We start from the raw sequence: 22,941 nt of genomic DNA, 5'->3' as shown, positions 1-22,941 counted from the left end.
GGCGGCGGGAGACCGGTGCCTCCGGTCGTGACACCATCGATGGGTGATCGACCTCGGCTATTCGCTCTCCCACCGCTTCCCGGACCCGCCGCAGACGGACTACCGCACGGCGGACGTCCGCACCCTGCGGCACGACCTGTTCTGCGGAGACGTCTACCTCGCCGACACCAAGGCCGACCGGGAGCTGTCCACAGCCTGGGGATGGGTGCCGGTGCTCGACTTCGCCTGGGCCCTGTGCGACATCGTCGAGCAGCTCGACCGCGACCCCCGGGGCAGCCGTTCGCACCGCGCCCAGTACGCCGAGCTCGACTTCACCGAGTCCGCCGACCGGATGTGCTTCGAGCGGCGGTTCGGCTGGGTGGACGTCACGGCCGACTGGATGCCCGCCGACGAACCCCCGCTGACCTTCAACCACGGCGCGCTGCGCCGCGAGGCCCGCGACTTCCTGCACGACCTGATCGCCGACCTCACCGACATGCACGACGGCCTCGGCGACAACCCCGTCGTCTGGGACCTCCAGGCCCGCTTCCGCCGGGTCTGACACCGGCCGCTCCACGGCCCACCGCCACGATCCAGCGCTGCGGCACACCTCCACAGACCGCGGCCCGGATCACTCCCGGCACCCGCCGACGCCCGCCCCCGCGCCACGGACGGCCCCGCGTCACTCCCCCGGATTCTCCACCCGTACGCCGATCTGTGCCGCGAACGCCGGTGCCAGGTCGAGCAGTTGGGCCGGGCTGATCACGGCGCCCGCCAGCCGCTCCACCCCCCGTGCGATGTCCAGCTCCGTCACCGCGCGCAGATCGACCTCGCTCAGCTCCGCGCCGTGGAAGTCGGCCGCCCGCAGCGTGCAGTCCCGGAACTCCACCCGCTCCAGGCGCGCCTCCCCGAAGTCGGCCTCGATCAGCACACAGCCCTCGAACACCACGTCCTTCAGGGACGCCGTCCGCAGGTTCAGATAGTCGATCTTGCCGCCCCGGACCAGGACCCGCTCCAGCACGGCGCCGTGCAGCTGGGTGCCGCCGAGCCGCGGCTCGGTCAGCTCCACATCCCGCAGCAGGCCGCGGGACAGATCCGTCCCGACGCCCCGCACCTCGTCCAGCACGCAGTCGACGAACCGCGCGCCGGACAGCCGGGCCTCGTCCAGCCCGCAGCGGTACACCCCGCAGTCCATGAACCGCGCCCCGCCCCCGTCCCGGCCGCCGAGGTCGAGATCCGCGAACGCCAGCCCGTCGTAGTCCCCCTCCGGCTCCGGGCCGTCTCCCGTGAACGGCCGCAGCGGCGGCAGCCGCACCTCGGGCCGCCGCACCCCGCCGGCCGGTTTCCTGCGCCGCACCATGCGTCACCACCTCCCGGCCCCATGGTGTCCCACGGCACCGACAGCGCACGGTGAACGCCCGCCCCGCCCCCTTGGCACCGCCTTCGACGGGAGTCAATATAGATGTATGCCTAAATTGATGGAGGCGACGGCCACCGGGCTTCCGGCGCCCTGCTGCCCCCCGTTGACCTCCCCGGATCTGTCCGAGAAGGACGCGGAAGCCATGGCCGCGATGTTCAAGGCACTCGCGGACCCGGTGCGCCTGCGCCTGTTCTCCCGCGTGGCGTCGCACGAGGGCGGGGAGGCCTGCGTCTGCGACATCCAGGACGTCGGGGTGTCGCAGCCGACCGTCTCGCACCATCTGAAGAAGCTGCGCGAGGCCGGGCTGCTCACGGCCGAACGCCGGGGCACCTGGATGTACTACCGCGTCGCGCCCGGCGCCCTGACCGCCATGGCCGCGATGTTCACCGGTCCGCGCTGACGCCCGCACCCGCGCCGCGACCGGACGAGGACTCCCGGCAGGGCGGGGGCGGATTGCCGGGTGGGGGCTCCCGGCCGGGCGGGGGCGGATCGCCGGCCGCCGGAGCCGCCGCGCCGCGGAACGTGCTCCGGTAGGCGCTCGGCGACACCCCCAGCGCCGCCTGGAAGTGCTGGCGCAGCGACGCCCCCGTACCGAACCCGGCGTCCGCCGCGACCCGGTCCACCGGCAGACCGGTCTCCTCCAGCAGCTGCCGGGCCCGTTCGAGACGCCGCTGGGTCAGCCACTGCACCGGGGTGATGCCGACCTCCTCCCGGAACCGGCGGCTGAACGTCCGGACACTCATCGACTCCTGCGCGGCCAACTCCCGCAGAGAGAGCGGCCGGTCGAGCCGGCGCAGCGCCCAGGCACGGGCCGTACCGGTGGAGGACTGCCGCGTCTCGGGCACCGGCCGGTGGATGAACTGGGCCTGGCCACCGTCCCGGTGCGGCGGGACGACCGTACTGCGGGCGACCTCGTTGGCCACCGCGGCGCCGTGATCGCGCCGGATCATATGAAGGCAGAGGTCGATGCCCGAGGCCTCCCCGGCGGAGGTGAGCACATCGCCGTCGTCGGTGTAGAGCACGTCCGGATCGAGCTGCACCGCCGGGTACAGCTCCCGGAACCGGTCGGCGGACTTCCAGTGGGTGGTCGCCGGGCGCCCGTCGAGCAGCCCGGCCGCGGCCAGCGCGAAGGCCCCGGTGCAGATCGAGGCGGTCCGGGTGCCGGGCCGGATCCGGGAGAACGCCTCCGCCGGCGGACGGCTCGGCCGGACCTCGCCCGCGGCCCCGTCCTCCTCGTGCGACGCCGGAACGATCACCGTGTCCGCGGTGCCCAGCAGCTCGGGCCCGTGCTCCACCAGGATCGGGAAATCGGCGTCCGTCCTGATCTCCCCCGGGACGGGTGCGCAGGTCAGGACCTCGTACAGCCGCTCTCCCCCGCCCGGCGCCCGCGCCGAGCCGAACAGCTGGTGCACCAGCCCCAGCTCCATCGGCAGCACACCGTGCCGGACGAGCACCACGACCCGGTGCCGTCCCGGACCTGTGGAGCCGGAGTGCACAGAACCACCCATGGCGCGATTCTTTCACACCATGGCCATCCGGCCACTCGTTGCGGCGGAACCCGCCGCACATGCTGTTCCTGTGGCACCGAACGACAGGTCGTCGCCCCGGCGCCCGGGCCACGGCTCGGACGCGGGGCCCGACGCACCACGGCACCACGACCACCGCACCCCGACCACCGCACCACGAACCGGCCGGTGCGAACCGGCAACCGGCACGAACCGGAAGGAGCGTTTCCTGTGAACGTCCTGTGGGTGTTCGCCCACCCGGAACAGCGGTCCCTCAGCGGCTCACTCCGCGACGAAGGCGTCCGCGCCCTCACCGAGGCAGGCCACGCCTGCCGGATGTCCGACCTCTACGCGATGGGGTGGAAGGCGACCGTCGACCGGGACGACTACCCGCGCCACGACCCGGAGGAGCGGCTGATCATCGGCACGGCCTCCCGGCAGGCCCACCGCACCGGCACCCTCAGCCCGGACATCCGGGCCGAGCAGGAGAAACTCGACTGGGCGGACACGGTCGTCCTGCAGTTCCCGCTCTGGTGGTACTCCGCGCCGGCCATCCTCAAGGGCTGGTTCGACCGGGTCTTCGTCAAGGGCTTCGCCTACGGCGTCCCCGACCCCCGGCGCCCGGGCCGCAACCTGCGGTACGGGGAGGGCGGGCTCGCGGGGAAGCGCGCCCTGGTCGTCGTCACCGTGGGCAGCCCGGAGGCCTCGTTCGGCCCGCGCGGCGCCCACGGCCAACTGGACCAGGTGCTGTTCCCGTTGCTGCACGGCACGCTCTGGTACACCGGCATGGCGGTGCTGCCCCCGGTCGCGGTGTACGGCGCCGAACGCGTCTCCCCGGAGGCCTACGCCGAGGCCGCGACCCTGCTCAGGGAGCGGCTGACGGCCATCGAGGACACACCCCCCATCCCGTACCGCACCCAGAACGGCGGCGACTACGACGACGCCCTGGTCCTCCGCCCCGAGGTGGCCCCGGAGGCCACCGGCCTGGAGGCGCATTACGCCTGCTGAAGGGGCCGTCCGCTCCACCGGCCGGCCCCTCGCTCCGCCGGGCCGCGGGTGCCGGGCTTCGTGTGCCGGGCTTCGTGTGCCGGGCCGGTGGGGCGCCGGGCCGGTTGGGTGCCGGGCCGGTTGGGTGCCGGGCCGGTGAGGCGGTGGGCCGGTAGGCCGGTGGGGCCGGGCCGGGCGTGGGTGCCGCATCCGCCGCCGGCTTCGGCCTCAGGCCCCCGCTTACTTGGCCGACTTGGCGGCCCTGGCGGCCCGCTTGGCCTCCTGCTTGTAGGCGCGCACCTTGTCCAGCGACTCGGGCCCGGTGATGTCGGCCACCGAACGGTACGAGCCCTCGTCCCCGTACGAGCCCGCCGCCTCCCGCCAGCCCTCGGGCGTCACACCGAGCTGCTTGCCCAGCAGGGCCAGGAAGATCTGCGACTTCTGCTTGCCGTAGCCGGGCAGCGCGTTCAGCCGCCCCAGCAGCTCCTTGCCGCTCCCGACGTCGCGCCACACCGCACTCGGATCACCGTCGTAGTGGTCGACCAGGTACTGGCAGAGCTGCTGCACCCGCTTGGCCATCGAGCCCGGGTAGCGGTGCACGGCGGGCTTCTCCGACAGCAGCGCGGCGAACGCCTCGGGGTCGTACGCCGCGATCGCCTCGGCGTCCAGGTCGTCCCCGCCCATGCGCTGAGCGATCGTGTACGGCCCGGAGAAGGCCCACTCCATCGGCACCTGCTGGTCGAGCAGCATGCCCACCAGCGCGGCCAGCGGGCTCCGGCCGAGCAGCTCATCGGCCTCCGGCTGCTGCGCGAGCCGCAGTGTCACATCCATGGCCGCCCGTCCTCACCTTCCGTCGGTTCGCCGCAGATCCCGGCCCGACCGGGGAGAACGGCGGCCCGGGGACCTGCGCGACACAGATTCCGCTGGCACCACGCTAAGCGGTCCGCCGCACGGGGGCGATTCCTGCCGCTCCACCGCGTGCCTCCGTGCCGCCGTGGCCGGACGTCACCGCGGCCGTGTCCGCCGGCGGGACCCGCATCCCCCGAGCTCCCCCCATCGGCGGAGGCGAATCATCCCTCGGTGCGATCTTCGTTCCGCGATCCTGCGGAACCGTGGAACCGGCCCGTCCGCTCACGGCCTCCTGACAGAAGGACCAACATCCAACTCCGAAAGGGAAGTTGACACATATGCGCAAGTCCATCACCGCCGGCCTGACCGGCGCGCTGGTCGCCGTCACCGCGCTGGCGGGGACCTCCGTCGCATCGGCCGAACCGCAGCCGAAGGCCGGCTGCCCCAACATCGGGTACCCCATGACGACACTGCAGGTCCGCGACAAGCCCTTCTCGAGCGGCCGGGCGCTGGGCACCGTCGCGCAGGGCAAGAGGATCTGCATCTACGGGGCCACCAGCCACGGCGGCAAGGCGACCGAGTGCGGGGACACCTCGCATGTGTGGCTGGAGACCAAGGCTCCCGGCGGCAGCACCCGCCGCGGGTGGGTCTTCGAGCCCTGCGTCCGCCACTGAGCGCACCCGGAACCGGCTGAGAGCCGGTCAGCAGCCCCTCGGCACAGCCGGACGGCACCTCCTCGGCCGGCCCGGCGGCCGGGGGGCTTCGCCGTTGCCCTCTCCGGCCGGCGCGGAGGGGCCCGACGCAACGCACCCGCCGGCAGCCACCTCACCCCCGCGCAGAACCTCCCACCAGCACCAGGCGCGCACACCGCCGGCAGGCGCGGGCAGCCCCCGCCACCGCCGCGTGCGACACCGCGGCAAGCCCCCCGGCGAACGCCAACAGCGGCCAGTCCGTGGCCAGGAGACTGGCGCCGGCCAGCATGAGTGTCGCGACCGCCATGGCGATGCTGGTGGTCGTGCCGGCCCAGGCGACCGCGCGGGGCAGCGCCTGCGGCGTGGGCAGGCGGCGGGCGAGGTGGCCGGTGGCCGCCAGCGCGACGGCGGCCAGCAGCGCGGCGACGGTCGCGACCCCGGCCAGATGAACGGCCAGCAGCTGCGCCGTACGGAACCACTCCCACGCCTGCGCGTGGCCGGCGGTCCGGGCCAGGTACCAGCAGGCGATCAGAAAGGGCGCCGCGAGAGCCACGACGCGCGCGGTGTGCCGCGCCTGAACGATGGTCAGTTCCCGCTGACAGCTCGGCACGAGCTCGTCGGCGGGCCCGAACTCCCGCACCGCTTCCCGTGCGGCACGCGCATACGGCACCTCGTCACCCTGATGGGCCGCGGCGGTGTCCACGAGCCCGCCGCGGATCTCCTCGATCATCCGGGCCTTGGCGCGGACCGGGCCGTGCAGGGCGGCCGTCAGGGTTCCGACGTAGTCGTCGATGGGGTCGGCCGGCCGGCCGACGGCGGTCACATCGCCTCCGCGGGCGGTGCCGCGGGGTTCAGGACCGAGCCGATCGCCGCGGTGAACTCGTTCCACGCCGTCCGCTCCCCGGCCAGGGTGGCCCGCCCCGCGTCCGTCAGCGCGTAGCAGCGCCGGCGCCGTTCGCCGGACGACTGCCAACTGCTGCTGAGCAGCCCGAGCCGCTCCAGCCGGTTCAGGGCCGGATAGATCGTCCCCGTGCGCAACTCCAGTGCGCCGCCGCTGCGTTGCTGGACCGCGGCGATGATCGCGTATCCGTGCAGCGGCCCCGGTTCGAGCACGGCCAGCAACAGTCCGTCCAGGTGCCCTCGCACCGCGTCTGCCCTCATGGGTAGGCAGCCTACCCAAAGAAGCTGTAGGTAGTGTATGTATTGGCAGCCAACATATACAGCTTTCCGACGACTGGGAGGCACCGCAGTGACCAAGCTGCTGCTGTCCGTACACGTCCTCGCCGCGATACTGACGGTCGGATCGATCGCCGTGGCCGCTTCGCTCTTCCCCCGCTACGCGCTGCAGGCGGCCGGGGGCACGGATCCCGACGGGCGGGCCGCCGGAGTCGCCGCGCTGCTGCACCGGATCTGCCGCGGCTACGCCGTCGCCGGCCTCGCGGTACCCGTCTTCGGGATCGCCACCGCCGCCCAGCTCGGCGTCCTCACCGACGCCTGGCTGATCGCCTCACTGGTACTGACCACCCTCGCGGCGGGCCTCCTCGCCCTGGCGATCCTCCCCGGCCAGCGGCGCCTGCTGGCACCGCCCCGCACGCCGGACGGGGACGCGGAGGTGGAGGTGGAGGAGAAGGCGGCCCCGGACGAACTGCGCCCCGTGGCAACCCGGCTGACCATGCTCACCGGCGTGTTCAACCTCCTGTGGGCGGTCGTCGTCATCCTGATGATCATCCGGCCCGGCTCCACCACGGGAGCGTGACCGCCGTGCGCACCCTCCGCCTCGCGGCCGCCGTCGAGGCCGCCTCCTTCGTGGCCCTGCTGGGCAACCTCTGCACCGCGCACATCCCGACGATCACGACACTCGTCGGCCCCCTGCACGGCACGGCCTACCTCGCCGTCATCGCGGCCACCGCGCTGACGGCCACGGCCCCGACGAGCGCCCGGTGGCAGTCCGCCGTCCCCGGAGTCGGCGGCCTGCTCGCCCTGCGGCTGATCGGGCGGAGAACCCCCCAGCGCACCTGACCGTCCGAGAGCCCCGCCGCTCGGTCCTTCCCCACTCCGCACGAGGGGCGGCCGGCCGGGACGGAACCCGCCCCGCGCGGCCGTTCTCGCACCCCCTACAGCTGACGCAGCCACGCGTTGACGAGCAGCACCCCCAGCAGCGCGAACACCACGGACAGCGCGACCGGCCACCAGGGCCGCCGGCCACCCGACGCCGGCGGCTCCAGGGCCCGGTCGGCGGCCGAGACACCCCGGAGCACGCCAAGCGCCGCCAGCACCACCGGCACGGCGACCAGCGCATGAACCACCCACGCCCCCACCAGCGTCGGCCCGCCCCACGAGTGCTCGTAGTCGTGCGCGTCGATCAGCGGATACAGCAGCCCGTTGGCGGTCGCCTGCCCCGCCAGCAGCGCCACGGCCCAGCCGAACAGCCCCAGCGCGACACCGCACCCGCCCCGGAGCACCGTGCCGCCCCGGCCCTGCCCGATGCCTGCCACCAGCCTGCCGACGGCAGCCGGGAACAGCACCAGCCCCCGCCCCGCGCCACGCCATGCGGAGGTGCCGACGAGACCCGACACGACCGGCACCCACCTGCTGCGATTCGCCCCGCGGGGCCGCGTGTTGACCATGCGACAAGCCAACCAACGCACCAGCGCCGACTCCATCGTGCGGGCACGAGGAAACACCCTTCGTGCTGGCCACACCCTCCGGACCTCACGGAAGGGCGCCAGGAACGGACAGCGCCCCGCACGCCGGTCGGATTCCACCGGGGCCGGGCGCCCCCGGTGCCCTTCCGGGCCGGGTGCACCCGGAAGGGCACTCAGCAGGACTCCTCGCACCAGGCGCCCCGCACGCCAAGGGGACACGGCTGCCGGGTGCCCGCACGTCAGGGTGCACGGCTGCGGGCCGAGCCGTACGCCGTGGTCCTCGCGGCGCCCGTTCCCCGGTCACCGCGCCACGGGGGCGCCCCTGCGCGTGTAGCGGCCGGGTGCGATGCCCACGAGCCGTTTGAAGTGCCGGGTCAGGTGCGACTGGTCGTAGAACCCGACCTCGGTCGCCACTTCCGCGGGCAGCCGGCCGTCGAGCAACAGCCGTCTGGCGCGGTCGACACGGCGGGCCATCAGGTACTGGTGCGGGGCAATGCCGAAGGCGGCGCTGAAGGCCCGGACCAGGTGGGTCGGATGGGCGTGCAGCAGCTCGGCCGCCTCGTCCAGAGTCGCCCCCCGGACCAGCCGTTCGTCGAGGAGTTCCCGCAGATCCTCGGCCACGCCGCGGCCGGGCTTCGGCGGACGCCGGACGAGCCGGGGCCGCAGGTGGCCGCGCAGCCGTTCGCCGATCAGGGCGAGACGGCTCTCCGCCTCCAGTTCGTCGCCCCGGTGCGCGAGGGCCGTGTGCAACTGCCCGACGCGTCGGCGCAGGAGCGGGTCGGCGAGGTCCGGGCCGTCGGCCGCTGGGCCGATGAAGCTCTCGTTCAGCAGGCTCTGGTCCAGGTAGAGCACCCTCTTGCGGAAGCCCTGCGGGGTGGCGGGTGAGCCGTTGTGCGGAATGTGCGGCGGGAGCAGCGACACCGTGTCGTCCGGGGTGCCGCACGCGCGACGATTCAAGTCGTAGCGGACCGCGCCGTCGTCAACGATCAGCAGGGTCCACACGTCGTGGACGTGCATGGGGTACGCGTGCTCGGTCAAGTGGGCGTGGAAGACCTCCACCACACCCGAGACCGGCGGACGCCACGCGGAGATCTCCTGCCGGCCCACCATGCAAGGAATGTACAAGACCGTACGACAGTCCGGTCGGCAGTCTCGGAGCATGACCACCGAGCACACGCCCGTACGTTTCGACACCAAGATCGCCGTCCTGCTGCGCGAGGACCTGGAGCCCTGGCAGCGGCTGAACGTGACCGCGTTCCTGGTCAGCGGTCTCGGCTCGGAGCTCCCCGAATTGATCGGCGAGCCGTACGCCGACGCCGACGGCACCGCCTACCTGCCGATGTTCCGCCAGCCCGTCCTGGTCTTCGAGGGGGCCAAGGAGACGGTGACCGCCGCACACGGCCGCGCCCTGTCCCGCTCACTGCCACGGGCGGTGTTCACCTCCGACCTCTTCGCCACCGGCAACGACCGGGACAACCGCGCGGCGGTGCGGGCCGTACCGAGGGACCAGCTGGACCTGGTGGGTCTCGCCGTGCACGGCCCCCGCAACGCGGTCGACAAGGTGATCAAGGGCGCCCGGATGCACCCCTGAGCGCCATGCGGCAGGCCGGGCAGCGGGAGCGGGAGAGCCCGGGCGGGAGAGCCGGGCGCCGCTCCCCCGCTCACCTCCCTCCCGAAGCGCGGCTCGCAGACGCGGCGACAGCCGATCGGCACCGCGATGGCCGCAGGCCGACCACGGGCTGCCGTATCAACCACCCACGGCCTGAACAGGGTTGGCCCGCAACCCGCTCAGCGGCTCGCCGTACCCGTCTCCGCGCACCGCACGCAGGTACTCGCCGCCGGGCGCGCCTCCAGTCGCTCGACCGGAATCGGCTCCCCGCACCCCTCGCACCGCCCGTAGTCACCGCGCTCCAGGCGCTCCAGCGCCCGGTTCAGGTCGGCCAGCTGATCGTGCGCCTTCGCCAGCAGGGCGGCGACATGGGCGCGCTCGAAAGCGGTGCTCGCCCCCTCGGGATCGTGCTCGTCGTCCACCGCCACCAGGGCGTTCGCCGCGACGATCGCGTCGAAGTCCCGGCTCAGGGCCGCGATCCGGTCACGCGTACCGGCCCGCTCGGCCACCAGACGCTCGCGCACGGCCTCCCGCTCGGGGAAGGAACCGACGTCACCGGACGCATCACCCATGCCCTGGAGAACGCCGACGCCCGGGACCGCATTCCACACCCGCCCCGGACCATGATCGGCCCGGGGCTTCGCCGGGGTTCCGCTTCGGAGGGAACCGCCGGAACGAGCGGGCAGTGCACGCTGTGCCAACTGGGGTGTGCACGCAGCGCTAACGACTTCGAGCCAACCGGCCGCGAACATGTCGCTTGCACAAGGCACATGCACATGCACAAGGAGAAACATGAGGAAGTCAAAGGCGCTGCGCAGGACCGCCGTGCTCGGTCTCACCGCCGCCGCCCTCGGTCTCGGCGCGTTGAACGCACCTTTCGCTGCCGCCGAAACGTACTGGACGGCGGACGGTGAGGGCTCGTGGGTCGAGTACAGGTCCTCTGGTGACCAGTTCTGGGTCCACGACTCGCAGGCGGACGGCTACTCCGCCGCAGTCCAGTACCAGTTCGAAGATCAGAAGATCGTTACCCTGGTCAACGATCGGGGTGTGAACACCTCCAAGCACTTCGTGCGGGACTTCCCCGAAATCGGGAACATCCAGTTCCGCGCCTGCAGGCACAAGACCAGCACCGGCAAGGTCTCCGGCTGCGGCAAATGGGTCCACGCCGACACCAGCAGCTGATCCTCCCCGCACCCTTCGGGATCCCGCACCTCACACACGGATCCGTCCCGTTCCGCTCCCGTTGACCTGCCTGGCTGCGCTGCGCGCCGGGGCGGCGTCAGCACCATGGATCGGCTGCTCGAACGCCGCATTGATCGTGGCCGACCGCCCACGTCGATGTCAGCTGCAGATGCAGAACGCCCCGAACCGATCATGGTCCGGGGCGTTTCCCTGCTCGGGCTCTGAGCCGACTGTCGGGTTCGAACCGACGACCTTCGCTTTACAAGAGCGGTGCTCTACCAGCTGAGCTAAGTCGGCGCCGCGCACTGGTGACCCGCGCGCGGAGGCGGCTCCACTCTACACAGGGCGCTCAGCTTCCGGCATCAGGCGATCCCGGGCTGTGCAACTCGATCCAGGCCTGTCCAACTACTGACAAACCTCGACCCTCGGGGTAGCGTCCTGGCAACCCACTCTCAGTGGACTACTCCTTTACTCGGATCGTCCGGCACGTTCCTGCCGGTGAAGGGACACATCACCATGGCTACGGTCACCTACGACCAGGCAACCCGGATCTACCCGGGCACCGACAAGCCCGCCGTCGACAAGCTCGACATCCAGATCGAGGACGGCGAATTCCTCGTCCTCGTCGGCCCCTCCGGCTGCGGCAAGTCCACCTCCCTGCGGATGCTCGCGGGCCTGGAGGACGTCAACGACGGAGCAATCCGCATCGGCGACCGCGACGTCACCCACCTCCCTCCGAAGGACCGGGACATCGCCATGGTGTTCCAGAACTACGCGCTGTATCCGCACATGACCGTCGCCGAAAACATGGGCTTCGCCCTCAAGATCGCCGGCGTCAACAAGGCCGAGATCCGGCAGAAGGTCGAGGACGCGGCCCGGATCCTGGACCTCACCGAGTACCTCGGCCGCAAGCCCAAGGCCCTCTCCGGCGGCCAGCGCCAGCGCGTCGCGATGGGCCGCGCGATCGTCCGCGAGCCGCAGGTCTTCCTGATGGACGAGCCGCTGTCCAACCTGGACGCCAAGCTCCGCGTCCAGACCCGCACCCAGATCGCCGGCCTGCAGCGCCGCCTCGGCATCACCACCGTCTACGTCACCCACGACCAGGTCGAGGCCATGACCATGGGCGACCGGGTCGCGGTCCTCAAGGACGGCCTGCTCCAGCAGATCGACTCGCCGCGCAGGATGTACGACCGCCCGGCCAACCTCTTCGTCGCGGGCTTCATCGGCTCCCCCGCCATGAACCTCGTCGAGGTGCCGATCACCGACGGCGGCGTGAAGTTCGGCAACAGCGTCGTCCCGGTCTCCCGCGAGGCGCTGTCCGCCGCCTCCGACAAGGGCGACCGCACCGTCACCGTCGGCGTCCGCCCCGAGCACTTCGACGTGGTCGAGCAGAACGGCGACACCGCCCGCGCCCTCTCCAAGGAGGCCGCGGACGCCCCGGTCGGCCTGGCCATCACCGTCAACGTCGTCGAGGAGCTCGGCGCCGACGGCTACGTCTACGGCACCGCCGACGTCGGCGGCGAGCGGAAGGACCTGGTCGTCCGGGTCGGCGGCCGGCAGGTGCCGGAGAAGGGCGCCGTGGTCCACGTCGTGCCGCACCCCGGCGAGACGCACGTCTTCTCCACGTCCTCCGGCGAGCGCCTCGGCGACTGACCGGCCCGGCGCCGTACACCCACCCCGGGTGTACGGCGCCGTCGCCGTGGGCAGCGTCAGGGCATCCGCCCGGCCAGTGCCCACCACCTCCGAGATCACCACACTTCTGACGTTTCGATCCTGTACGTCAACACGCTGAGCGGACCGGCTCGGCAGTTCGTCACTCAAGAGGGTGACTAAATGCCGTCGAATCATCACTCCTCGCTACGATCGCGTGCGTGAATCACGCAGCCCGCCGCATCGGCAGAACCCTCGCCTTCGTCCTCCCCGTCGTCCTGGTGCTCTCCGGGACGCTCGCGGTCACCAGCGTCCCGTGGTCGGGATCCGGTACGGACTCCCGGATGCTCACGGCGTCCGCGGAGAAGGCCTCCACGCACGCCACGTCCCGCGCCCCGCAGGACGTGCTCCGCGACCGGCTCCTCGCGGAACTCCAGGAGAAGGACCCGGGCATCGCCCTCACCCACCTCCAGGAGGAGACCAACGCCCGCCCGTCGCTCGCCAAGCACTGCGCCTCCATCGCCCGCGCCCTGGGCCGGGCCGCGGTCGCCAAGTACGGCGGCGCCGCCCACCGCGCGCAGGAGTTCTCCCGCCCCGTCTGTGACACCTCCTTCGCCTACGGCGTCTCCCAGGAGGCCCCCTGACCTTTTGCCGCGAATGTCCGGACAGCACCTAGGGTGCACCTATGACCGGTGACCACCGTGGGAATGTGAACGAGGACGTGAGCGCGGCTGCGCGCAGCGACGCGGACACCGACGTGTATCCCACACAAGCCGTGATCCTGGCCGGCGGCCAGGGGTCACGGCTTCGTCCGTACACCGACGACCGGCCCAAGCCGATGGTCGAGATCCCCGGAACCGGGACCCCGATCATCGGCCATCAACTGGCCTGGCTGGCCGAGGAGGGCGTCACCGACGCCGTGGTCTCCTGCGGACACCTCGCCGCCGTCCTCCAGGACTGGCTGCGGTCCGCCGCCGACCGGCTCCCGCTGCGCGTCACCACGGTGGTCGAGAAGGAGCCGCTGGGCCGGGGCGGCGGCCTCAAGTACGCCGCCGCCTCCCTCCCCCACCCCGAACGCCCCTGGTACGCCACCAACGGGGATGTCTGGACGCGCTTCTCGCTGCGCGAGATGGCCGCCTTCCACCACGAGCGCGGCGCGGACGCCACGGTGGCGCTGGCCCGGCCGCGGATGCCCTGGGGAGCGGTGGAGACCGACGAGTTCGGCCACGTGCTGGACTTCATCGAGGCCCCGCTGTCGCCGTATCACATCAACGCGGGGGTGTACGTGCTCTCCGCCGCGTTCACCGGCCTGCTGCCGCTGCGCGGCGACCACGAGCGCACCACCTTCCCGCGGCTGGCCCGCGAACGGCGCCTGGCGGGCTTCCCGCTCCCCCACGGCGCCTACTGGCGCGCGATCGACACGGTCAAGGACCTCTCCGAGGCAGCCGACGAACTCGCCTCCCACACCGGCTGATTCGCCCGGGCCGCCCCACCTCTGCCGAGTGCTGTCGGGCGTACGGCCCGCCTTCGCCCGCCCGCCCCACGACACCGACACCCGCCGGGCCCCACACAGAGCGCCGCCCCACGACATGAGCCGTGGGGCGGCGTTCTGGCCCGCGGGACCGGGGGGAGGCGTAGGCGGGGGCCCGTACGGGGTCCCGGGTCAGCCCAGGATGCCTCCCAGCGCACCGCCGGAGGACGAGTCGCCGCCCGAGCCACCGGAGCCCGAGCCGCCGCCCGTCGCCCCGCCCGGGGTGGCGCCGCCGCCCGTGGACGACGGGCCCGCCGTCTGGCTCGGCGGAGCCGCCGGCGCGGCCGGCTGCTGCGGCGTCTGCACACCGCTGGTGTCCCGGCCGGAGGGGGACTGGCCCAGCTGCTGCCCGGTGCCGACGGTCGCGGTCTCCCGCGCCGTGTCCGGGCCCGTGGACGCCCCCGCGGAGGCGCTCGGGGTGGCGCTGCGGCTGGCCTCGGGCGAACCCGAACCGGCCGACGTCGGGCCCTGGGAGGCCCGCTCGGACTCCGGCTCCTTCGGCATCGGCGAACCGGGGAGGTGGTTGCGCGGAGCGTCCGTCGGCCCCGGCACCGTGGTCATGTCCGTGGACCGCACGGCGCTGCCGAGCATCGAGCCGACCAGCAGGGCCAGCCCGCCGACGACCGTCGCCATGACGGCGCCGCGCCGCAGCACCCGCCGCCGCAGGTCCCAGATGCCGACCCGCGGGCCGAGCCGCCGCCAGGCCTCGCCCGCCAGCCGGGCATCCATCGAGTACACCGGCGCGCCCGCGATGATCAGCGGGCTCCAGGCGGCGAGGTAGATGAAGTCCGGGGCCTCGTAGACCGGCACCGAGCGCCAGCTGACCATCATCAGCAGGGTGGCCGACAGCAGCGCCCCGAACGAGGCGGCCAGCCGCTGCCACAGTCCGAAGACCGTCAGCACGCCGACCACGACCTGGAGGAACGCGACGCTCAGCCCCGAGCCCACCGGGTGCGCCAGGGCGAAGTCGCGCAGCGGCGAGGCGAAGCCCCACGGGTGCAGATGGGTGAGCCAGGTGACCATCGAGCCGCGCCGGCCGCCGTCGAAGTACACGGGGTCGCAGAGCTTCCCCATGCCCGCGGAGATGAGGATCAAGCCGAGGAAGATGCGCAGCGGGAGCAGCACGACGCCGAGGTTCATCCGGCGGCCGGGGTAGTACGCGTGCCGGACCGGGTCCGTCCCCTGGCGTCGGGCGGCGCGCCCCGCGTCGTCGAGCACGGCGAACTCGTCGGTGTCCGGGCCGTCGTCGTAGTCGTCGTACGCACCACGGGCGGGCCGGACTCCGCGCAGCAGTTCCGTCTCGCCGGCCTGGGGGGACCGCGGGCCGATGACGGACGGCGGGGCGTCGTCGAGCCGGACGCGGGGCAGCACCTGGGTCGAGCCCATGTCGGCGCCGCCCCGGTTTCCGGTGCCCGAGGCCCGTACGGCCTGGAGGAGATTGCCTGCCGCGCGGTCGCCCGGTTCGCTGCGCCCGCTCCACACGACGGGTGTCCGGCGCTTCCCTGCCCCGGGCGCTCCGGCGCCCGACCGTGCGGCCGAGCCGACGAGCTGCCGGGCGTGCCCCGGCGTACCGCGGCCTCTGACCGGCGTGGCGAGCTGCACGCGGAAGCTCGCGTGGTTGACGATGACCTGGGACGGGTCGCACGGCACCTTCACCGTGCTCAGCACAGGCTCGTCGTCGAACCCTCGCGAGCGTGCCCCCGTAGGGCGGGGTGTTCTGGTGTCCACACTCATCTAACCGAGTGACGAGCGCATAGGACACTGCCTTGACGCCTCGAACTGTCCGAGGCCCGTCAAGCTCCCCGGGGGAGAGGGGTCACGCCCTGCGACGAGCCGCCTCGTAGAGGACGACGCCCGCGGCGACACCGGCGTTCAGCGACTCCGCGCCGCCCGGCATCGGGATCCGCACCCGGATGTCGCAGGTCTCGCCGACGAGCCGGGACAGGCCCTTGCCCTCGCTGCCGACCACGATCACCACCGGGCCGTCCAGCGCCTCGAGGGCCGTCAGCTCGGTCTCGCCGTCGGCGGCCAGGCCGACCACCGTCATCCCGGCCTTCTGGTAGCTCTCCAGGGCGCGGGTCAGGTTGGTGGCGCGGGCGACCGGGGTCCGGGCCGCGGTGCCCGCCGAGGTCTTCCACGCACCGGCGGTCATCCCGGCGGCGCGGCGCTCCGGCACGACCACGCCGTGGCCGCCGAACGCGGAGACCGAACGGACGACCGCACCCAGGTTCCGCGGGTCGGTCACGCCGTCCAGGGCGACGATCAGCGGGTCCTCGCCGGCGTCGAAGGCGGCCGCGGCCAGGTCCTCCGGGTGGGCGTAGTCGTACGGCGGCACCTGGAGGACGAGGCCCTGGTGGTTCAGGCCGTTCGTCATCCGGTCCAGCTCGGGCTTGGGCGCCTCCATCAGCGCGATGCCGCCGCGGTCGGCGGCGAGCTGCAGCGCCTCGCGCACCCGCTCGTCGTTGTCGATGAACTGCTGGACGTAGAGCGTGTTCGCCGGGACGCCCTCACGCAGCGCCTCGAACACCGGGTTGCGGCCGACGACCAGCTCGTTGGTGCCCTTGGGGCCACCACGGCGCGGCGCCGGACGGCGGGTGGCCGCCTGCTTGGCCTTGGCGTTCGCGGCACGCTGCTTGGCGTGCCCCTTACGGGCCGAGGCCGGCGGGGTCGGGCCCTTGCCCTCCAGGGCACGGCGCCGCTGACCGCCACTGCCGACCTGCATGCCCTTCTTGTTGGACGTGCGGCGGTTCCTGCGCTGGCTGTTGCCGGCCATGGGTCACCTAATTTCTTACTGCTGCTGCAAATCCTGCGTTGCTGCAAACCTGCGTATGTATGGACTCCGGCGCCCCGGGACCCCCGGAGCGCCGGTCAAATCTGCAATTGTGCGATCAGCGCGGGCCGAGCTCCCAGCGCGGGCCGGACGGGGTGTCCTCGATCACCAGGCCGGTCTGCTGGAGCTGGTCACGGATCGCGTCGGCGGTGCCGTAGTCCTTGCGGGCGCGGGCCGCCTGGCGCTGCTCCAGCACCAGCCGCACCAGGGAGTCCACGACGCCGTGGAGGTCGTCGCCGCGGTCGGCGCCGGCCCAGTGCTCGTCGAGCGGGTCGAGACCCAGCACTCCGAGCATCGCACGGACCTCGGCCAGGCGGGCGACGGCCGCTTCCTTGTCGTCGGCGGTGAGTGCGCTGTTCCCCTGCCGCACCGTGGTGTGCACCACGGCCAGCGCCTGCGGGACGCCCAGGTCGTCGTCCATCGCCTCGGCGAAGGCCGGCGGCACCTCGGCCGCGGGCTCCACGGGACCCGCCTTCTCGACGACCCGCTGGACGAAGCCCTCGATCCGCGCGAAGGCCGACTCGGCCTCGCGCAGCGCCTCCTCGCTGTACTCGATCATCGAGCGGTAGTGCGGGGTGCCCAGGTAGTAGCGGAGCACGATGGGGCGCCAGCGCTTGACCATCTCCGAGACGAGCACCGAGTTGCCGAGCGACTTGCTCATCTTCTCGCCGCTCATCGTCACCCAGGCGTTGTGCACCCAGAACGACGCGAACGCGTCACCGAAGGCCTTGGCCTGCGCGATCTCGTTCTCGTGGTGCGGGAAGACGAGGTCCAGCCCGCCGCCGTGGATGTCGAAGGCCTCGCCCAGGTACTTGTGGGCCATGGCCGAGCACTCCAGGTGCCAGCCGGGGCGGCCGCGGCCCCACGGGGTCTCCCAGCTGGGCTCCCCGGGCTTGGCCGCCTTCCACATGGCGAAATCGCGCGGGTCGCGCTTGCCGGTCTCGCCGGCGCCCGACGGCTGCTGGAGGTTCTCCAGCTCCTGGTTGGAGAGCCGCAGGTACTCCGGGAAGGACCGCACGTCGAAGTAGACGTTGCCCTCGGCCGCGTAGGCGTGGCCCCGCTCGATGAGGCCGCGCATCATCTCGATCATCTCGGGGATGTGGCCGGTGGCCCGCGGCTCGTAGGTCGGCGGGAGGCAGCCGAGCACGTCGTAGCCGTAGGTGAAGGCCCGCTCGTTGCGGAAGCCGATCGACCACCACGGCTCGCCGCTCTCCGCGGACTTGGCCAGGATCTTGTCGTCGATGTCCGTGACGTTCCGGACGAAGGTCACGTCGTAGCCGCGGTGGGCGAACCAGCGGCGCATGATGTCGAAGTTGAGGCCCGACCTGATGTGCCCGATGTGCGGGGCGGCCTGCACGGTCGCGCCGCACAGGTAGATCGAGACGCAGCCCGGCCGGAGCGGGGTGAAGTCGCGGATCTGCCGGGCGCTGGTGTCGTACAGGCGAATGGTCACCCCACAAGGGTAGTGCGCCCACGGCAGTGCCCTGCGACCCATGGGGTCACAGGGCACGGAAGCATGACGGCCACGGTACGCCGGACGCCGTACCGCGGGCCGAAAGCTCCAGGTGACGGGAGCCCGCGGGCGTCAGATGCTGCCGACGACCTTGCGCGGGGTGATCCGGACGACAACCCGCTCGGCGTCCTGCCCCGACGCGGGGTTGAACTCGGCGTAGGGCTTGCCGGCGTACTTCATGGACAGCTCGTCGATCAGCTCCTGGCCGCCCTCGGTGGTGAGGGTGGCGCTGCCGCGGATCTCGGCGTACGTGTACGGCGCGTCAGCCGGGTTGACCAGCACGGTGACCCGCGGGTCGCGCCGCAGGTTCTTCTCCTTGCGGCGGCCGACCGTGGTGGAGAACAGCACGTCGTCGCCGTCCCGCTTCACCCAGACGACGGACAGCTGCGGACTGCCGTCGGGCTGGACGGTGCCGACGGTCACGAAGACCGGGCTGTCGATGAGCTTCTTGAGGCCATCGGAGAGTGCGGCTGCCACGGCGGTTCCTTCCGGTGCGGGTGTGCGGATGAAACGGGGTGCCCCGATCCGTACCCAACTCCCCGGCGGGGAGGCGTATTCCTGCGGCCGGGCACCGGTTCGGCGCAGAGCCGGAGAGCGGGCGGGGAAACGGCGGAAGCCGCTCGGAACGGGGCGCACGGCCGGTCGGCGCGCCGGGGGAACGAGGGCGCGCAGTCGGATGGCGCTCCGCGGAACGCGGCGCATGACCGACCGGGGCCGGGGACGTCGCACGGCCCCGGCCCGGCGAGGGGGACGGGCCGTCCCCGGGCGCCTCAGGGGCGCCGGAACACCACGGCCGTGGCCAGCGCGGCGAGCCCCTCGGCGCGGCCGGTCAGCCCCAGGCCGTCCGTGGTGGTGCCGGAGACCGAGACGGGCGCGCCCACCGCGGCGGAGAGCGCCTGCTGCGCCTCGGCCCGGCGCTTCCCGATCTTCGGGCGGACGCCGATCACCTGGACCGCCACATTGCCGATCTCGAAGCCCTCGGCCCGCACGATCCGCGCCGCCTCGGCGAGCAGGGTGACGCCCGAGGCGCCGGACCACTCGGGCCGGTCCGTACCGAAGTGCGCCCCGAGGTCGCCGACTCCGGCGGCGGAGAACAGCGCGTCGCAGGCCGCGTGGGCCGCGACATCGCCGTCGGAGTGCCCGGCGAGCCCGTACTCGGCGCCCTCCCAGAGCAGGCCCGCGCACCACAGCTCACGGCCCTTCTCGAAGGCGTGGACATCGGTGCCGATCCCGACGAGCGGCAGCACGGGCGCCGCGCCGGACGGATCAGGTGCGGCCATCGGATCAGGTGAAGCCATCGGTGGCCCTCCTCCGGGCGAGTACGGCCTCGGCGAGGACGAGGTCCAGCGGCCGGGTGACCTTGAACGCCTCCTCGTGGCCGGGGACGACGACGACCGGAACGCCGAGGCGCTCCACCATCCCGGCATCGTCGGTGGCCCCGTCGCCCTCGCAGTGGATCTTCTCGTGGGCCTCGACGAGCACGGCCCGGTCGAAGCCCTGCGGGGTCTGCACGGCGCGCAGCCGGGCGCGCTCGGGCGTGCCGACGACGGGCTCGGGCTCGCCCGCGGCGGCGGGCTCGACCTGTTTGACGGTGTCCGCGAGCGGCAGCGCCGGGACGACCGCGGGCGCGCCGGACCGCACGGCCGCGGCGACGGCGTCCACCGTGTCGACGGGCACCAGCGGGCGCGCGGCGTCGTGCACCAGGACCACGCCGACGTCGTCGGGGAGCGCGGCGAGGCCGAGGCCCACCGACTCCTGGCGGGTCTCCCCGCCGGGCACGACCACGACGTCGGTGGTCTCCGGCAGGGCGTGGTCGTCGAGGAGGGTGCGGACCTCGGCGGCACCGTCCGGCGGAGCGACCACGACGACCAGCGAAACGGCTCGGGAGCGGGCCATCGCCCGCACGGCGTGCACCAGCATCGGCGTGCCCGCCAGCGCCCGCAGCGCCTTGGGGGCACCGGGTCCGAGACGGACGCCACGACCGGCCGCGGGGATGACCGCGGCGGTACGCGGGAGGTGCGAAGCGGGGGAGTTTGGTTGCGCGTTCAGGTTTGTTTCCTCGGCCGAGTTGGGTATGGCCACAGCGTGCCGGGCGCGATGCCCCGACCGGTCCCTTCCGTGACAACCGGTCGAGCGTGTGCCCGGGCCCGGCACATCCTTCAACGGGCCGGTCTTCCGTGGGCCCGCTCACACCGGATCATCACGTCGGGGGCGTCGGCAACGACGCAGCCACGCAGAAGGACCCGGATTCGCGATGTCCGGTTCCCCGATGCGCGATATCCGGCTCTCCGAAGATTTGGACGCCGAAGATCTGGACGTCCGGTCCCTGCAGAGCTTCCCTGCAGGAGGAGTCCGGCGACCGGCTCCAGCGATGGCCCGACCGATCGCCCCGGGCCCGATCTCTCCGGCGTTCGCCAGGTCCGGTGCGGCACCGGCCGCCCCCCGTACTGCACGGCCCGCAACGCCGACCTGCACCTATGCCGCAGCGCCCGGCGACGGGATCGTCACTCGGGCACCGCGGCTGTTCTGCCGGCACCGGCGCTTGCGCGCGGTCCGCGTCAGGACGATCGGTGCGTCAGGACGCGAGAACCTCGTCGAGCAGCGCCTCGGCCTTGTCCTCGTTGGTGTTCTCCGCGAGCGCGAGCTCGCTCACCAGGATCTGCCGCGCCTTGGCGAGCATGCGCTTCTCACCTGCGGAGAGTCCGCGCTCACGCTCACGGCGCCACAGGTCGCGCACGACCTCCGCAACCTTGATCACGTCGCCGGAGGCGAGCTTCTCGAGATTTGCCTTGTAGCGACGGGACCAGTTGGTCGGCTCTTCGGCATAGGGTGCACGCAGCACCTCGAAGACCCGGTCCAGCCCGTCCTGGCCGACCACATCGCGCACGCCGACGAACTCCGCATTGTCCGCAGGCACACGAACCGTCAGGTCACCCTGGGCAACCTTCAGCACCAAGTAGGTCTTGTCCACGCCTTTGATCTGACGAGTTTCGATGGCCTCGATCAGCGCGGCCCCGTGATGGGGATAGACCACGGTGTCGCCAACCTTGAACGTCATGTGACAGGTACCCCTTCCGTGGCTATCCAGAGTAACACGGGAACGCCCCGTTCTGAATGGCGTTTTCGCAGGTCAGGGCATATCTCGGGGCTTGACAATCACGACCGGAACGTGCTGCGCGGGGTCCCCGGAACCAGGTATTCGCAGGTGGGAGCGGCTGTGGCGGGGAGGCGAAACGCGTACGTTACACGCATCCACGACCCCGGAAGACAGGCCGAACGTCCCGGTTTGCCGGAGTCCAAGCGGCTGACTTCCGCTACTCCGTTCGGAGCCAGGGGATGCGGATCCGGCCGTGATTCGCGAATTGATCACTCCGACCCGTTCGGCGCACTGATCAATTTCTCGCCTTCACGGATTCGGCGCCGATAATCCGCCGAGCCGACTCCCGGAGGATATTCCCCCGTCATCGGCGGCGCGGCCGTGGCGGACGGCCGGGTGACGACCCTGGGCAGCGACCCTGAGTAGCGACCCGTGCGGCGTGGCGACTGTCGTCCGGCCTCTCCCGTCGTGGCTGCTCAGCCGCCCGTGAGGGGCCCGCACCCGGGCGTGGAGCGGCCGCGGCGGGCTCGGGGGCCCGGGCGTGAGCCACGGGGCGCGAAGGGCGCGTGGGGCCCCGGGGGCGGGTCGGGTGCGGGGCCGAAACCACGGCTCGGTAATGTAAGCGCGCTGACACCCCCTTACGTCCAAGGAGATGCCGCCGCCGTGAGCAGCAGCCTTCGACGCGGCGCCCTCGCCGCGACCGCCATCGCGTTCTCGATCGCCTCGCTCGCCGCCTGCGGCGCCGGGAACTCCGCCTCGACGCTCCAGGTCAAGCCGGACAACGCGGCCACCAGCGTCGGTGACGTCCAGCTCCAGAACGTGAACGTCATCACCCAGCCCGACGGTGCGGAGGGTCCGGCCGTCGTGTCGGGCCGGATCTTCAACAACGGCACGAAGCCGCAGACGCTCGAGTCCGTCACCGTCGAGGGCTCGTCCACCCCCGTGAAGCTGCGGCCCGCCAAGGGCAGCGGACCGGTGACGATCCCGGCGGGCGGCTCGCTGATGATCGGCGGCAAGGGCAACGCCTCCGCCGTCATGGCCAAGAGCGGCGAGTCGGTCCGGGACGGCAACGTCCAGCAGGTGTCGTTCGAGTTCAGCCGGACCGGCAAGGTCGAGCTGAAGGCGTTCGTCGTGCCCGCCCACAGCTACTTCAAGGACTTCGGGCCGAGCATCGTGCCGACCCCGTCGTCCTCCGCGAAGCCCTCGGGCACCGCGTCCCCCTCGGGTTCGCCGACCGGCAGCCCGGGCAGCGAGGAGGCCGCCGGCGGGGAGTCCACGGAGGGCGACGAGGCCAACGGCGACACCGCCGGGAGCCCGTCCGCCGAGGAGCACGAGGGCGCCGAGCACTGAGCACTGAGCCGCGCGCCGGACACACCGTCCGGCGTCGGCCGCCCGGCCCGCCGCGTCACGCGTCCGGCGCGTATGCGTCCGGCGCAGCGGCACCCAGGCAGC

Annotated in this window: 27 protein-coding genes and 1 tRNA gene; 12 read left to right on the top strand and 16 right to left on the bottom strand. The window is 72.6% G+C overall.

All coding sequences use genetic code 11. The features are described 5' to 3' along the window. Window positions 1–43 precede the first annotated feature (43 nt). Window positions 44–541 (top strand): hypothetical protein, encoded by a 498-nt coding sequence (locus ACFYYR_RS16420; protein WP_388852864.1) that lies wholly within the window; start codon window positions 44–46, stop codon window positions 539–541. Window positions 542–661: 120 nt separating this feature from the next. Here the strand turns inward: ACFYYR_RS16420 and ACFYYR_RS16415 are convergent, their stop codons facing one another. Then, window positions 662–1,339, bottom strand: a complete 678-nt coding sequence (locus ACFYYR_RS16415; RefSeq protein ID WP_388852861.1) for a pentapeptide repeat-containing protein — start codon at window positions 1,337–1,339, stop codon at window positions 662–664. Between the two features lie 106 nt (window positions 1,340–1,445). Here ACFYYR_RS16415 and ACFYYR_RS16410 point away from each other — a divergent pair, with 106 nt between their 5' ends. Continuing rightward, the gene (locus ACFYYR_RS16410) at window positions 1,446–1,799 is read left to right on the top strand and encodes a metalloregulator ArsR/SmtB family transcription factor (protein WP_351512333.1); all 354 of its coding nucleotides are present in this window, start codon (window positions 1,446–1,448) and stop codon (window positions 1,797–1,799) included. On the opposite strand, the gene ACFYYR_RS16405 is transcribed toward ACFYYR_RS16410, so the two are convergent. Beyond that, window positions 1,783–2,907 carry a GlxA family transcriptional regulator gene (locus ACFYYR_RS16405; protein ID WP_388852858.1) on the bottom strand — a complete coding sequence of 375 codons (1,125 nt, stop codon included), beginning with the start codon at window positions 2,905–2,907 and terminating at the stop codon, window positions 1,783–1,785. The genes ACFYYR_RS16410 and ACFYYR_RS16405 overlap by 17 nt on opposite strands. Before the next feature lie 228 nt (window positions 2,908–3,135). On the opposite strand from ACFYYR_RS16405, the gene ACFYYR_RS16400 reads away from it, so the two are divergent. Then, window positions 3,136–3,912 (top strand): NAD(P)H-dependent oxidoreductase, encoded by a 777-nt coding sequence (locus ACFYYR_RS16400; RefSeq protein WP_388852855.1) that lies wholly within the window; start codon window positions 3,136–3,138, stop codon window positions 3,910–3,912. A 219-nt stretch (window positions 3,913–4,131) separates the two neighbouring features. Here the strand turns inward: ACFYYR_RS16400 and ACFYYR_RS16395 are convergent, their stop codons facing one another. Beyond that, window positions 4,132–4,722: an HhH-GPD-type base excision DNA repair protein gene (locus ACFYYR_RS16395; protein WP_388852852.1), complete on the bottom strand. Its 591-nt coding sequence runs from the start codon at window positions 4,720–4,722 to the stop codon at window positions 4,132–4,134. A 356-nt stretch (window positions 4,723–5,078) separates the two neighbouring features. On the opposite strand from ACFYYR_RS16395, the gene ACFYYR_RS16390 reads away from it, so the two are divergent. Next, complete coding sequence (locus ACFYYR_RS16390) at window positions 5,079–5,414, top strand: hypothetical protein (protein ID WP_388852849.1); 336 nt, start codon at window positions 5,079–5,081, stop codon at window positions 5,412–5,414. A 151-nt stretch (window positions 5,415–5,565) separates the two neighbouring features. Here ACFYYR_RS16390 and ACFYYR_RS16385 read toward each other — a convergent pair whose 3' ends face one another. Both ACFYYR_RS16385 and ACFYYR_RS16380 read right to left on the bottom strand, forming a co-directional pair. Then, window positions 5,566–6,255, bottom strand: coding sequence for a permease prefix domain 1-containing protein (locus tag ACFYYR_RS16385; protein WP_388852846.1), 690 nt, complete (start codon window positions 6,253–6,255; stop codon window positions 5,566–5,568). After that, on the bottom strand, window positions 6,252–6,593 hold the full coding sequence (locus tag ACFYYR_RS16380) for a PadR family transcriptional regulator (RefSeq protein WP_388852843.1): 342 nt from the start codon (window positions 6,591–6,593) through the stop codon (window positions 6,252–6,254). Before ACFYYR_RS16380 ends, ACFYYR_RS16385 begins: the two co-directional genes overlap by 4 nt. Before the next feature lie 88 nt (window positions 6,594–6,681). Between ACFYYR_RS16380 and ACFYYR_RS16375 the strand changes: the two genes are divergently transcribed. After that, on the top strand, window positions 6,682–7,188 hold the full coding sequence (locus ACFYYR_RS16375; RefSeq protein ID WP_388852840.1) for a DUF2269 family protein: 507 nt from the start codon (window positions 6,682–6,684) through the stop codon (window positions 7,186–7,188). Between the two features lie 5 nt (window positions 7,189–7,193). Continuing rightward, window positions 7,194–7,451, top strand: coding sequence for a DUF3817 domain-containing protein (locus ACFYYR_RS16370; RefSeq protein ID WP_388852837.1), 258 nt, complete (start codon window positions 7,194–7,196; stop codon window positions 7,449–7,451). 95 nt (window positions 7,452–7,546) lie between these two features. Here ACFYYR_RS16370 and ACFYYR_RS16365 read toward each other — a convergent pair whose 3' ends face one another. Together ACFYYR_RS16365 and ACFYYR_RS16360 are read right to left on the bottom strand one after the other, a co-directional pair. Beyond that, window positions 7,547–8,008 carry a hypothetical protein gene (locus ACFYYR_RS16365; protein ID WP_388852834.1) on the bottom strand — a complete coding sequence of 154 codons (462 nt, stop codon included), beginning with the start codon at window positions 8,006–8,008 and terminating at the stop codon, window positions 7,547–7,549. A gap of 369 nt (window positions 8,009–8,377) precedes the next feature. Next, window positions 8,378–9,187 (bottom strand): AraC family transcriptional regulator, encoded by an 810-nt coding sequence (locus ACFYYR_RS16360; protein ID WP_388852831.1) that lies wholly within the window; start codon window positions 9,185–9,187, stop codon window positions 8,378–8,380. A 49-nt stretch (window positions 9,188–9,236) separates the two neighbouring features. Between ACFYYR_RS16360 and ACFYYR_RS16355 the strand changes: the two genes are divergently transcribed. Further along, window positions 9,237–9,668: a DUF2000 family protein gene (locus tag ACFYYR_RS16355; protein WP_388852828.1), complete on the top strand. Its 432-nt coding sequence runs from the start codon at window positions 9,237–9,239 to the stop codon at window positions 9,666–9,668. A gap of 197 nt (window positions 9,669–9,865) precedes the next feature. On the opposite strand, the gene ACFYYR_RS16350 is transcribed toward ACFYYR_RS16355, so the two are convergent. Then, window positions 9,866–10,258 (bottom strand): TraR/DksA family transcriptional regulator, encoded by a 393-nt coding sequence (locus ACFYYR_RS16350; RefSeq protein WP_388852825.1) that lies wholly within the window; start codon window positions 10,256–10,258, stop codon window positions 9,866–9,868. Window positions 10,259–10,478: 220 nt separating this feature from the next. Between ACFYYR_RS16350 and ACFYYR_RS16345 the strand changes: the two genes are divergently transcribed. Further along, on the top strand, window positions 10,479–10,868 hold the full coding sequence (locus ACFYYR_RS16345; RefSeq protein WP_388852822.1) for a hypothetical protein: 390 nt from the start codon (window positions 10,479–10,481) through the stop codon (window positions 10,866–10,868). A 224-nt stretch (window positions 10,869–11,092) separates the two neighbouring features. Here the strand turns inward: ACFYYR_RS16345 and ACFYYR_RS16340 are convergent. After that, a tRNA-Thr gene (locus ACFYYR_RS16340) sits at window positions 11,093–11,165 on the bottom strand. A 219-nt stretch (window positions 11,166–11,384) separates the two neighbouring features. Here ACFYYR_RS16340 and ACFYYR_RS16335 point away from each other — a divergent pair. The 3 genes from ACFYYR_RS16335 to ACFYYR_RS16325 all read left to right on the top strand — a co-directional run bounded on the left by ACFYYR_RS16335 (window position 11,385) and on the right by ACFYYR_RS16325 (window position 13,992). Continuing rightward, on the top strand, window positions 11,385–12,521 hold the full coding sequence (locus ACFYYR_RS16335; protein ID WP_388853533.1) for an ABC transporter ATP-binding protein: 1,137 nt from the start codon (window positions 11,385–11,387) through the stop codon (window positions 12,519–12,521). Window positions 12,522–12,739: 218 nt separating this feature from the next. Continuing rightward, window positions 12,740–13,162 (top strand): hypothetical protein, encoded by a 423-nt coding sequence (locus ACFYYR_RS16330; RefSeq protein ID WP_388852819.1) that lies wholly within the window; start codon window positions 12,740–12,742, stop codon window positions 13,160–13,162. 65 nt (window positions 13,163–13,227) lie between these two features. Beyond that, on the top strand, window positions 13,228–13,992 hold the full coding sequence (locus ACFYYR_RS16325; RefSeq protein WP_388852816.1) for an NDP-sugar synthase: 765 nt from the start codon (window positions 13,228–13,230) through the stop codon (window positions 13,990–13,992). 189 nt (window positions 13,993–14,181) lie between these two features. On the opposite strand, the gene ACFYYR_RS16320 is transcribed toward ACFYYR_RS16325, so the two are convergent. From ACFYYR_RS16320 to ACFYYR_RS16290, 7 genes are all read right to left on the bottom strand, one after another. Then, window positions 14,182–15,783, bottom strand: a complete 1,602-nt coding sequence (locus ACFYYR_RS16320; protein WP_388852813.1) for a DoxX family membrane protein — start codon at window positions 15,781–15,783, stop codon at window positions 14,182–14,184. Between the two features lie 82 nt (window positions 15,784–15,865). Then, entirely contained in the window at window positions 15,866–16,822 is a 957-nt protein-coding gene (gene rlmB, locus ACFYYR_RS16315; protein WP_388852810.1) for a 23S rRNA (guanosine(2251)-2'-O)-methyltransferase RlmB, read from the bottom strand. A 115-nt stretch (window positions 16,823–16,937) separates the two neighbouring features. Further along, the gene (gene cysS / locus ACFYYR_RS16310; protein WP_388852808.1) at window positions 16,938–18,332 is read right to left on the bottom strand and encodes a cysteine--tRNA ligase; all 1,395 of its coding nucleotides are present in this window, start codon (window positions 18,330–18,332) and stop codon (window positions 16,938–16,940) included. A 132-nt stretch (window positions 18,333–18,464) separates the two neighbouring features. Beyond that, window positions 18,465–18,869 carry a PPOX class F420-dependent oxidoreductase gene (locus ACFYYR_RS16305; RefSeq protein ID WP_388852805.1) on the bottom strand — a complete coding sequence of 135 codons (405 nt, stop codon included), beginning with the start codon at window positions 18,867–18,869 and terminating at the stop codon, window positions 18,465–18,467. A 293-nt stretch (window positions 18,870–19,162) separates the two neighbouring features. Beyond that, window positions 19,163–19,690, bottom strand: coding sequence for a 2-C-methyl-D-erythritol 2,4-cyclodiphosphate synthase (ispF, locus tag ACFYYR_RS16300; RefSeq protein ID WP_388852802.1), 528 nt, complete (start codon window positions 19,688–19,690; stop codon window positions 19,163–19,165). Beyond that, the gene (gene ispD / locus ACFYYR_RS16295) at window positions 19,677–20,441 is read right to left on the bottom strand and encodes a 2-C-methyl-D-erythritol 4-phosphate cytidylyltransferase (RefSeq protein ID WP_388853530.1); all 765 of its coding nucleotides are present in this window, start codon (window positions 20,439–20,441) and stop codon (window positions 19,677–19,679) included. The genes ispF and ispD overlap by 14 nt, the downstream gene beginning before the upstream one ends. Before the next feature lie 526 nt (window positions 20,442–20,967). After that, window positions 20,968–21,450 carry a CarD family transcriptional regulator gene (locus ACFYYR_RS16290; protein ID WP_003953493.1) on the bottom strand — a complete coding sequence of 161 codons (483 nt, stop codon included), beginning with the start codon at window positions 21,448–21,450 and terminating at the stop codon, window positions 20,968–20,970. Between the two features lie 702 nt (window positions 21,451–22,152). Here ACFYYR_RS16290 and ACFYYR_RS16285 point away from each other — a divergent pair. After that, a complete protein-coding gene (locus ACFYYR_RS16285; RefSeq protein ID WP_388852798.1) occupies window positions 22,153–22,839 on the top strand; it encodes a DUF461 domain-containing protein in 687 nt (228 codons plus the stop codon). Window positions 22,840–22,941: the final 102 nt, after the last annotated feature.

The organism is Streptomyces sp. NPDC001922 (assembly GCF_042891165.1).
GTDB lineage: Bacteria > Actinomycetota > Actinomycetes > Streptomycetales > Streptomycetaceae > Streptomyces.
Note: the sequence above shows the minus strand (reverse complement) of the source record. Positions and strands in the feature narration are given on the sequence as shown.

Bases quoted from the DNA above. Each gene is read 5' to 3' on its own strand.
- ACFYYR_RS16380 (WP_388852843.1), bottom strand. From the start codon at position 6,593: ATGAGGGCAGACGCGGTGCGAGGGCACCTGGACGGACTGTTGCTGGCC.
- ACFYYR_RS16355 (WP_388852828.1), top strand. From the start codon at position 9,237: ATGACCACCGAGCACACGCCCGTACGTTTCGACACCAAGATCGCCGTC.
- ACFYYR_RS16350 (WP_388852825.1), bottom strand. From the start codon at position 10,258: ATGGGTGATGCGTCCGGTGACGTCGGTTCCTTCCCCGAGCGGGAGGCC.
- ACFYYR_RS16410 (WP_351512333.1), top strand. From the start codon at position 1,446: ATGCCTAAATTGATGGAGGCGACGGCCACCGGGCTTCCGGCGCCCTGC.
- ACFYYR_RS16405 (WP_388852858.1), bottom strand. From the start codon at position 2,907: ATGGGTGGTTCTGTGCACTCCGGCTCCACAGGTCCGGGACGGCACCGG.
- rlmB (WP_388852810.1), bottom strand. From the start codon at position 16,822: ATGGCCGGCAACAGCCAGCGCAGGAACCGCCGCACGTCCAACAAGAAG.
- ACFYYR_RS16390 (WP_388852849.1), top strand. From the start codon at position 5,079: ATGCGCAAGTCCATCACCGCCGGCCTGACCGGCGCGCTGGTCGCCGTC.
- ispF (WP_388852802.1), bottom strand. From the start codon at position 19,690: ATGGCTTCACCTGATCCGATGGCCGCACCTGATCCGTCCGGCGCGGCG.
- ACFYYR_RS16290 (WP_003953493.1), bottom strand. From the start codon at position 21,450: ATGACGTTCAAGGTTGGCGACACCGTGGTCTATCCCCATCACGGGGCC.
- ACFYYR_RS16415 (WP_388852861.1), bottom strand. From the start codon at position 1,339: ATGGTGCGGCGCAGGAAACCGGCCGGCGGGGTGCGGCGGCCCGAGGTG.
- ACFYYR_RS16395 (WP_388852852.1), bottom strand. From the start codon at position 4,722: ATGGATGTGACACTGCGGCTCGCGCAGCAGCCGGAGGCCGATGAGCTG.
- ACFYYR_RS16320 (WP_388852813.1), bottom strand. From the start codon at position 15,783: ATGAGTGTGGACACCAGAACACCCCGCCCTACGGGGGCACGCTCGCGA.
- ACFYYR_RS16360 (WP_388852831.1), bottom strand. From the start codon at position 9,187: ATGGTGGGCCGGCAGGAGATCTCCGCGTGGCGTCCGCCGGTCTCGGGT.
- ACFYYR_RS16335 (WP_388853533.1), top strand. From the start codon at position 11,385: ATGGCTACGGTCACCTACGACCAGGCAACCCGGATCTACCCGGGCACC.
- ACFYYR_RS16345 (WP_388852822.1), top strand. From the start codon at position 10,479: ATGAGGAAGTCAAAGGCGCTGCGCAGGACCGCCGTGCTCGGTCTCACC.